Here is an 8,500-nt window from a genome sequence, read left to right as displayed (position 1 = left end):
CCGGCCCGCACAGATGCCGCATGGGCGGTGCCGACTCACACTGGCGGTAGTGCCCAGCCGTGTCCAGGGGACCATCCTCGCGCCCAGGGGTCCGGCGTTCTCGCGTTATGTCCGATGGGTGTGGCTCCCTTTAGAGACCGGCTGAGCTGGAGGTTTGTGGCTAGGCTGTTTGATCGCAGGGCCTGGCTTCTACGGTGGGTGCAGGCGTGCGAGGCGGTGGCGACGATCCACATCGTCTGCGATCTGATCCATGTGATCGAGTACTACTGGCGCGCCGCCCGCTGCCTGCACGATCCGGACGCCGAACAGCAGGCGGCCGCCTGGATACTCGGTCTGCTGGCCGGCAACCTCAACCAGGTCACCGGCGACATGACCACCCGAGCCGCCGCCCTCCCGGCCGCCGGCGCGCCGGGGTGAACGCCGCCGCCGGATATCTGTCCCGCCACCGCGCGTTCCTGCACTACGACCAGGCTCTGGCCCGGGGGCTGGCGGATCGCCACCGGAGTGGTCGAGGGCACCGCCCGGCACCTGGTCGCCGACCGGTTGGAGATTACCGGCGGCGATGGAGAGGAAGCTTCACGCTTCCTGAAGTCCCCTCATCCCGTGCTCCCGCACCGGGGAGCGGAGAGAAGAACCAGGTCACAGGGAGAAGGGTGCAGCTCGACCGGCCAGTGGACACGGGAAACTGCGAGGTTGTCTCTTAGCGCTGCAAGTCGCAGACTCGAGGTCGCTCAGGCGAAGGTGTGGCGGCCTGTTCGGTGGGTGAGGTCAGGTGGGTGGGCGGCGGTGGCGCCGGTAGTGCCGTGCGCCTCGGGCGCGGTTGCCGCAGGCGGCTGTGCACCATTCGCGGCGGGGGTGGTTCTTGAGGAAGTACAGGACGCATCCGGGGGCCAGGCAGGCGCGTAGTTGTAGCCGGTCGTCGTTGGCCGAACAGGGTGATGGACTCCTCGGCGATGACCGCGGGGAGGGCGGCGGCGTTGTGACCGCCGCCGGTGATGTGCCTTTCGGCTGTACCATGACCGTCATGACGCGATCACTGCGCGATGAATAAGTGCTGCTCAGCACGGCTTTCTCTCTGCATTCCAACTCCGGCGCGTATGCCCTCCTCCTGGGGGCGGGGGTGTCTGCTCCGAGCGGGATCCCGACCGCCTGGGGGGTCCTGACCGACCTGATCACCCGCCTGGCCGATGTGCAGGGTGAGAGCGCCGACGATCCCGTCCAGTTGGTACGAGAACCGCTACCGTGAGCCGCCGCGGTACGAGACGCTGCTGGAAAAGCTCGCCCCCACACAGCTGGAGCGCCAACGGCTGCTGAAGGCCTACTTCGAGCCCTCGGCCGAGGACCTGGAGGCCGGTCGCAAGAGCCGACCGCCGCGCATCGGGCGATCGCGCGGCTCGTCCGGATGGGCACGGTCAAAGTAATCGTGACGTTGAACTTCGACCGCCTGGTCGAGCAGGCACTTCGAACCGAGGGCATCGAACCGACCGTGATCGCCTCACCCGCCGATGTGGCGGGCATGGCGCCGCTGCACATGCTGGAGTGCTGCGTGGTACACCTGCACGGCGACTACCTCAACCCCGCCTCGATGCTCAACACCACCGCTGAACTCTCGGTCTACGACCCTGGCACATTGAAGCTGCTGCACCGCATCCTGGAGGACTACGGGCTGATCATCGCAGGCTGGTCGTTGCGGTCGATCGGGGGATCGGCCGGATGGGGTGGGAAGTGTCGGGGGCGGGACTTGCTCTGATGGGCAGTGGCAGCCGCGCCTGCCCGCTTCCGATCACTGTGCGTGGCCCGTCATGGTGTGCCGGGCGATGTGGTCGGGGGGCCGGCTACTCCAGCTCATCCCTTTCCCATGCTGTGACGTGACTCGCTGAGCGTCGTACTTTCTGACTCGGTATTTGTCGTGTCCGGTTGGCCCGAGGTGTTGGTGTTCGGGCTGCCGAACGCCCGCCCGCACGCCGTGCGGTCTGGGTGTCGCCATGCCCGGGTGGCTAATCGGTAATCGTCTGCGCTGTGTGTCGGGACCGGATTGTCAGCGGCCGAGGGCTTCGGCGGAGACACGGGTGTAGCGGGCGAGCGAGGCGACGGAGGTGTGGCCGGAGAAGGCGAGCAGGGTGGAGGTGTTGGCGCCGTCTTCGGTGGCGTGGGTGAGCGCGGAGTGCCGCAACTGGTGCTGCGTCCAGCCCTCGCCTGGTGGAGTTCATCGGGATCGGTGATGGCGGGGTTGGCCGGCGCGGGGTGGGCTGCTCGAAGATCTCTTCGGCGTGGCGGTAGGACAGTCGTGCCTTGCCGGTGTACGGGCACAGGTCGGCGGCGGGCAGCTCCACACGGGCTCGGCGTTCGGTCAGGAACAGCGGCCCTTTCTTGCGGCCGTTGATCAGTCGGGGTAGCAGCCGGGCGGTGCGGGGTCTGCCACACGATCGTGTCGACCGCACCGCCCTTGCGGCGAACCTTGGCTCGCCGGTTGTGCAGGTCCAGGTCCTGGATGTCCAGCGCGAGCACTTCGGACGCGCGGGCCGCCGACTCGTACAACAGCATGTAGAGCGTCCGCTCCTGGGCGTGCTGGGTCTCGGTGGGGTCAGCAGCAGACGGGGTGCCAGTCGGACTGCTTGTAGGCGCGGTTGGTGGCCAGGTTCCACAGCACCCACCGTGCCTGGGTGCCGGCGCTGATGAACTGATACTGGGTGGCCCAGATCGCCGGACCGTAGGGAGTATCGAAGGCGGTGTGCCCGGTGGTGTAGTGCTTCGACCGCAACGGATCTTCGTTGACTTCGGCGATCATCGCGCTTCTCCAGCCGATCATTGGCCGACCATCGCTGTCTTTGGCGATGTTCATCAGCCCGCCTTCGCGGTTGACCGCGTTGTTGAGGCAGCTATAGAAGCCGACGTACCCGGTGGTGGGCCAGTTCCCGCTGGTGGGCGGGATGAGTTCGGTCTGGCGGGAGACCGGTCCAAAGCTGCCGACGGTGCACGGCTTGACCGTGAAGTGCCGGGAGGTACCGGGCAGCCCGAGCACCCATTCGCCCATCGTGTAGCAATGGTCGCTGGCCGGCTCCCCGTTGTGGTCGCAGATCGGCTTGCGCTTGATGACCATGCCCCGATCGTCGACCCAGATGTGATCGATCTGGCGCGTCGGGGTGATCTTTCTCAGCTCTCCATCGATCACGGCGGTCGCGGGGAAGGTTTTGTCGCGGCGCTCGACACCAGCATCCACTTCTTCTGGATGCAGACGAACATAGCCGCTCACCAGGTTTTGCAGGCCAGGCTCGAAGGTGGGATACAGCTCCCCTGCTTCATCATGGGGAGTCCGGTAATCGTATTGATCTTTGTTGAAGTCACCGGCGAGCACCCTCTTGCGGCCGGCGGCGTAGACGGTGGCCTGCCGCTTGTACTCGTCCGCCTGCCTCTTCGGAGTATCGGGGTCGACTCCCTCTCCGGCGGCCAGATGGGTCGTGCAGGCGGCGATCGCGCCCACGTCGGTGCGCAGCCTGACACACAGCATCGTTCGTCGCTCGCCCTGCTGCATGCCGGCGGGATACGGCTCATCGTGTTTGGAGCCGTCTTCACGGGTGCCGCTGCGGTAGATGATCGCGTTGCCGTAGTCTCCGCCGCGATCCTCGCACTGATTGTGCTGCGTGGTGACTGACATTACAGAGTCGACGTTGTAACCCTCGTCGCGAATGCGCTGCACCACCTCTCCGACATCGTTCTTGCACACCTCGTTGAGAGAGAGGAACAACGGCTTATCTGCGACCACATGCTTCACGACGAGGTTGCGCGCCCTCACCAGCGCGTCAGGGTAGGCGCCGCATTTATCTGTGTTCCCGGCACACAAGTTGTAGTGATGGATCCGGATCGCGTTGATCATGCTCTGGGTCGGCTGCGCTGAAACCGGGGCTGCCGGGCGGCCGGCCCGCTGGCCGGACGCCGGGGCCGGCCCGGCCGCCGACGCCTCACCAACGCCGACGAGTGCGGTCCCTGCCGCCGTCATCGCTGCTGCTGTAAGTGCGATGAGGCGTCGCCTCATTGGGGATCGTCGCAACGGGATTCCCTCCTTGCACATGAGTGGCCCTGGCTCTGGGCGTGGCCATCGGCGCGCCCCAGGCCCCGACCGGCAGGGGGCGGGCCGTTCGTACTCGTCTCACAAAGAACGGTCGCCCGTCTTGAACAAATGCGCAGATGGCCACCACCAGCCATCGACCAGGACCATCTGATGCTCCAAGCCCGCCTCACCGACACGCATGAGCCCACGCCTGAACCTTGGTCGGGGTAAGCACTCCCGGCCTCCACCGTGATTGACCCTGTTCACGAGGTTGAGTCCGCATCCGGCCGTGGAGTGTGAGTCCGATGACGCGGAGCTGCTGTTGTGTCTTGGTCGATGATCGATCGCGATCGAGGGAGCTCCTGGCGGGCGACCAGGCCCCGGGGAGGAGGGTCAGCGGTGCGCGCACGTTACTTTGCCTGTCCGGCACGGACCTGGGGGTTCGCTGTGGCCAGGCCCGATCCGCGGCTGCGGCATGCAGTGCACTCCTATCGGGGCTTCCGCAAACGAGTGGGGCGCCCACGGCGGTGGCTGGGGTTTCCCGCAACTGTCGTGACCTTGGTGCTGGAGTTCGATGCCGGGCGCCATCTGTCGTTGCACAGGCCGACCGACCCCACCGGGGGAACGGCGTTCATGTCGTCGCTGATCACTGGGGTGACCCCTACCGCATGGATCTGCGAGGACAGCGGCACCGGTCATGGCGTCGAAGTGGTCCTGGCCCCCTGGGCGGCGTTCACAGTTTTCGGCGTCGACATGCACGATCTCGCCGGTGCCGTTGTCGACCCGTCGGACGTGCTGGGCGTTCGTGCGCACCAGCTCGCCGGCGCGCTGGCCGCGCTGCCTGGTTGGGAGCAGCGGTTCGACCTGCTGGATGCGGTATTGGCGGAGTGGATCGGTCACGGCCGGGCGTGGTCGCCGCGGGTGGAATGGGCCTATGAGGCGCTTCGCCGGAGCCGCAGCACGCTTACCATCGGCCGACTGGCCGAGGCCGTCGGCTGGAGCAGACGCCGGCTGGAGTACCGGTTCCAGGAACAGGTCGGTCTCGCGCCCAAGGCGACCGCGCGGGTGTTCCGGTTCCGCCACGCAGCGCGGCTGCTCACCGACGGCTGGACACCCATCCGGACCGCGGCGGCATGCGGATTCAGCGATCAAGCGCACCTGACTCGCGAGTTCAAACACTTCACAGACCTGACCCCGACCGCATTCCGCGCCCATAGCCGCGCCGCCGACGCGCTGGCAGCGGCGGTCCACACACCGCGAGACACACGCACCCTCGCGCTGGCCACCTGAGGGGCTGTTGAAGAACCGGTAGTGGCCGACTGATGACCGCCGTCGTGCGCCGGTTGTTCCATAGGTGGTCCCGTACTCAACCCGTCAAGCACGCTCGTGAGCGCAGCGCGCCCGGGCCGTTGCGGCCGGTCGGCGGACTGCTGGTCTTTGCTGGATGGGGCGGGGTGCGGCTATGGCGTTCACGCCATGTCACTCACAGGAGCGGCCAGTTACTTTGGGTGTTGAGATGGAGCGCTGCCCGGGGAGATGCCTGATGCGTGTGCTGGTCCAGATGATGGCCATGGTGTCGACCGTGGACGGTGTCGCAGCCGTGTCCACCGCTGGTGTTTCAGATCCCCCGGACGTTGTCGTCCAACCGCGTGGCAGCTTCGCGTCGGAGGCCCGCCGGTGAAGACCAGGCCGCTGGACGGGTCTGGGGATCAGAGGCAGACCGATGCCGCCTCAGCAGCGGAATTCGGCGATGCTCGCGTCGAGGGCGCCGCCGGCGGTGTAGCGACCGGGGTGCCGGTGTCTTCTTACAACGAGTGGGATCCGCTGGAGGAGGTGATCGTCGGGACGGCGATCGGCAGTGCCATTCCGCGCGAGTCAGAGCAGATGATCTGCTCCACGATGCCGGCCCAGTGGCAGGAGATGTTCCTGAGCAAGGGAGGGACGCCGTTTCCGGGCGAGGTGGTCGACGCGGCTCAGGCAGAGCTGGACCAATTGGCCCAGGTGCTGAGGGACATGGGGGTGAGGACGCGGCGGCCGGAGGCGCTGGATTGGTCGAGGCGAGGTGGCTTCACCAGTGCCATGCCCCGCGACTGCCTGCTGGTGGTCGGTGCGAGCATCATCGAGGCGCCGATGGCGTGGCGGTCGCGTCAGGGGGAGACGGCCGCGTACCGGTCGATCTTGGCCGAGTACGCCGACGGCGGCGCGGTGTGGGTGTCGGCGCCGCGTGCCGAGCCGTGGGAGCTGGAGCCGGGTACCGGACCGTGGGCCATCAACGAGGCGGCACCGGCGTTCGACGCGGCCGACTTCGTCCGGGTGGGCCGCGACATCGTCGGACAGCTCAGTCACGTCACCAACCGAGCCGGTGTGCGGTGGCTGCGCAGCTATCTCGGCTCGGACTACACCGTCACTGTGCTGGACGTCGATGATCCCCACGCGATGCACATCGACGCCACGGTGCTGCCGCTGCGTCCGGGCTTGGCCCTGGTCAACCCGGAGCGGATCTCGGCAGGGACGCTGGAGGAGTCGCCGTTCGCCCGATGGGACAAGCTGGTCATGGACGAGCCTCGGCCGCCCGGACCGGTGCCGCGGTACATGACCAGCGGATGGATAGCGATGAACGTGCTGAGCGTGAGCCCCGAATGCGTCATCGTCGACGCGTGCGACACCGACCTGGCACGTCGGCTTCACGCCCACGGCCTGGAGGTCGTGCCCATCCCGTTCCAGCACGTCAACGCGATCGGCGGGTCCTTCCACTGCGCGACGGTGGACATACGACGCCGAGGCAGCCGGGAGTCCTACCGGTGACCACCACACACGGCGGAACACAGCCCCCCGGCGGCTCGTCGCTGGAACACCGCCTGGCCACGCTGCGCCGGCTTCGTGCCCCGCAGGTGGCCGACTTCACCGCCCAGATCAACGAGCTGGTCGTGCTCGTGTCCAGTTCCCGCAGCGGCTCCAGCATGCTCACCGCGCTGTTGCGCGAGTCGGTGGATCTGCTGCACTTGCGCGGGGAGTTCAATCCGTTCCTGAAACTGGCGGGCTTGGCCTACCCGGTCGCCAACGACAGCGATCGGCTCGACCCCGCGCACTGGCATGCCCTGTCCCCGGCCCGCCGCAGGGTGCTCGATGAGGAACTGGTGCTGGACGCCGGCCATCCGGCTGACCAGGTCGACGACGGTCAGTACCTGCTGGACGCCGCATGGCGGCTGACCGTGCAATGGCCCGCGCTCGATCTCGACCCCGGCTTCGTGGTGGAGGCAGGCAGGCGCGCGCTGGAACGGGTGCGCCACATGCATGGCTGGAGCCCCGGCGAACTGCGCGACGTCGACTGCTTCCACGGCGAGCTGCTGAGCGATCTGTCACGGGCCGGCTATGCCATCGATCCCCGGCACTACCGGATGTGGGCCTCCTCCACCCAGCCACCGCCGACAGGCGCTCCAGGCCAGACCATCATCGAAGAGCCGCCGTTCATGACGGTTCGCCCCTGGCACATCGCAACCGAACACGACTGCACCACAAAGCCGCTGGTCCTGCACACGCCCAGCAACAACTACCGGCTCGGCTTCCTGCCGGCCATGTTCCCCAACGCACGCATGCGCATCATCTACCTCACGCGCAACCCAGCAGCCTCCATCAACGGCCTGTTCGATGGCTGGCGCCACCCCGGGTTCTACATCCACCGCATGACCGAGCCGCTATGCATCGGCGACTACACCGACGCACGTCCCGCAGACCGCTGGTGGTGGAAGTTCGACCTACCGCCAGGCTGGCAGCACTACACCGACGCCTCACTGATGTCGGTCTGCGCGTTCCAATGGCGGTCGGCACACCAGGCAGCCCTCACCGCTCTCGACGGCGGAGCAATCGACCATATCCAGCTGCGCTACGAAGACCTGATCTCCAGCTCACAAAGCCGCATCCGCTCGCTGACCAGACTGAGCCAATGGCTGGGCATCCCGCTCACCGGACGCTTCGCACTCGCCGTCCAGGCAGGCCTCCCACCCGTCGTCAGCACCGCCCCACCGTCCCCCCGACGCTGGCACAAACGCGCCACCATGATCCACCACGTACTGGACCCCGACATCCTGCACATCGCCAACAGGCTCGGCTACGGATCTCCAACAGACTGGCTCTGAGCCGGGGGTCTTCGCGTGTGGCCACCACCTGCGCGTTCTGTGCGGCGCTTGCAGTATCTGCACCAGCTGCGACGCCTGCTACTGCGCCGAGATCGCCTACGAGAACGCCGTCGACGCCGAGATCGAGCGGGCACTGGGCGAGCACCTGGAACACCGTCACCGCGACGATTGTGATCTGTGCGAACGCGACCGGCGCGAGTCCGCGGACTACACCCGCTTTCCCAAGTGCGCGCTGCGCTGACCGCAAACGCCACAACCCGCCCTACTGCATGCCGCTGCCCACCTACCGACTCGGCGTCGACTGGAGCTACCTGAT

8 protein-coding genes and 2 pseudogenes are annotated in these 8,500 nt (G+C 67.1%); 6 read left to right on the top strand and 4 right to left on the bottom strand.

The window, feature by feature from the left end; all coding sequences use genetic code 11:
* Positions 1–216 precede the first annotated feature (216 nt).
* Complete coding sequence (locus tag F8566_RS17630; protein WP_151561318.1) at positions 217–417, top strand: hypothetical protein; 201 nt, start codon at positions 217–219, stop codon at positions 415–417.
* 351 nt (positions 418–768) lie between these two features.
* On the opposite strand, the gene F8566_RS17625 is transcribed toward F8566_RS17630, so the two are convergent.
* Positions 769–1,017: a CGNR zinc finger domain-containing protein gene (locus tag F8566_RS17625; protein WP_225993278.1), complete on the bottom strand. Its 249-nt coding sequence runs from the start codon at positions 1,015–1,017 to the stop codon at positions 769–771.
* A 179-nt stretch (positions 1,018–1,196) separates the two neighbouring features.
* On the opposite strand from F8566_RS17625, the gene F8566_RS17620 reads away from it, so the two are divergent.
* Together F8566_RS17620 and F8566_RS17615 are read left to right on the top strand one after the other, a co-directional pair.
* Complete coding sequence (locus tag F8566_RS17620) at positions 1,197–1,421, top strand: hypothetical protein (RefSeq protein WP_151561316.1); 225 nt, start codon at positions 1,197–1,199, stop codon at positions 1,419–1,421.
* A gap of 2 nt (positions 1,422–1,423) precedes the next feature.
* Entirely contained in the window at positions 1,424–1,750 is a 327-nt protein-coding gene (locus F8566_RS17615; RefSeq protein WP_192809716.1) for an SIR2 family protein, read from the top strand.
* Positions 1,751–2,038: 288 nt separating this feature from the next.
* Here the strand turns inward: F8566_RS17615 and F8566_RS51255 are convergent.
* The 3 genes and pseudogenes from F8566_RS51255 to F8566_RS17605 all read right to left on the bottom strand — a co-directional run.
* Positions 2,039–2,176 (bottom strand): annotated as a pseudogene (locus F8566_RS51255) (site-specific recombinase); the annotation flags it as partial.
* Positions 2,177–2,451: 275 nt separating this feature from the next.
* Positions 2,452–2,685, bottom strand: a pseudogene (locus tag F8566_RS52965) (tyrosine-type recombinase/integrase); the annotation flags it as partial.
* On the bottom strand, positions 2,585–3,997 hold the full coding sequence (locus F8566_RS17605; RefSeq protein WP_151561314.1) for an endonuclease/exonuclease/phosphatase family protein: 1,413 nt from the start codon (positions 3,995–3,997) through the stop codon (positions 2,585–2,587). The gene F8566_RS17605 and the pseudogene F8566_RS52965, both read right to left, overlap by 101 nt.
* Before the next feature lie 612 nt (positions 3,998–4,609).
* Here F8566_RS17605 and F8566_RS17600 point away from each other — a divergent pair.
* The 3 genes from F8566_RS17600 to F8566_RS17590 all read left to right on the top strand — a co-directional run bounded on the left by F8566_RS17600 (position 4,610) and on the right by F8566_RS17590 (position 8,184).
* Positions 4,610–5,338 carry a helix-turn-helix domain-containing protein gene (locus F8566_RS17600; RefSeq protein WP_225993277.1) on the top strand — a complete coding sequence of 243 codons (729 nt, stop codon included), beginning with the start codon at positions 4,610–4,612 and terminating at the stop codon, positions 5,336–5,338.
* Positions 5,339–5,845: 507 nt separating this feature from the next.
* Positions 5,846–6,853, top strand: coding sequence for a hypothetical protein (locus F8566_RS17595; RefSeq protein ID WP_225993267.1), 1,008 nt, complete (start codon positions 5,846–5,848; stop codon positions 6,851–6,853).
* On the top strand, positions 6,850–8,184 hold the full coding sequence (locus F8566_RS17590; protein WP_151561311.1) for a sulfotransferase family protein: 1,335 nt from the start codon (positions 6,850–6,852) through the stop codon (positions 8,182–8,184). The genes F8566_RS17595 and F8566_RS17590 overlap by 4 nt, the downstream gene beginning before the upstream one ends.
* Positions 8,185–8,500 lie beyond the last annotated feature (316 nt).

The organism is Actinomadura rudentiformis (assembly GCF_008923185.1).
In the GTDB taxonomy this organism is placed as follows: Bacteria; Actinomycetota; Actinomycetes; order Streptosporangiales; family Streptosporangiaceae; genus Spirillospora; species Spirillospora rudentiformis.
Note: the sequence above shows the minus strand (reverse complement) of the source record. Positions and strands in the feature narration are given on the sequence as shown.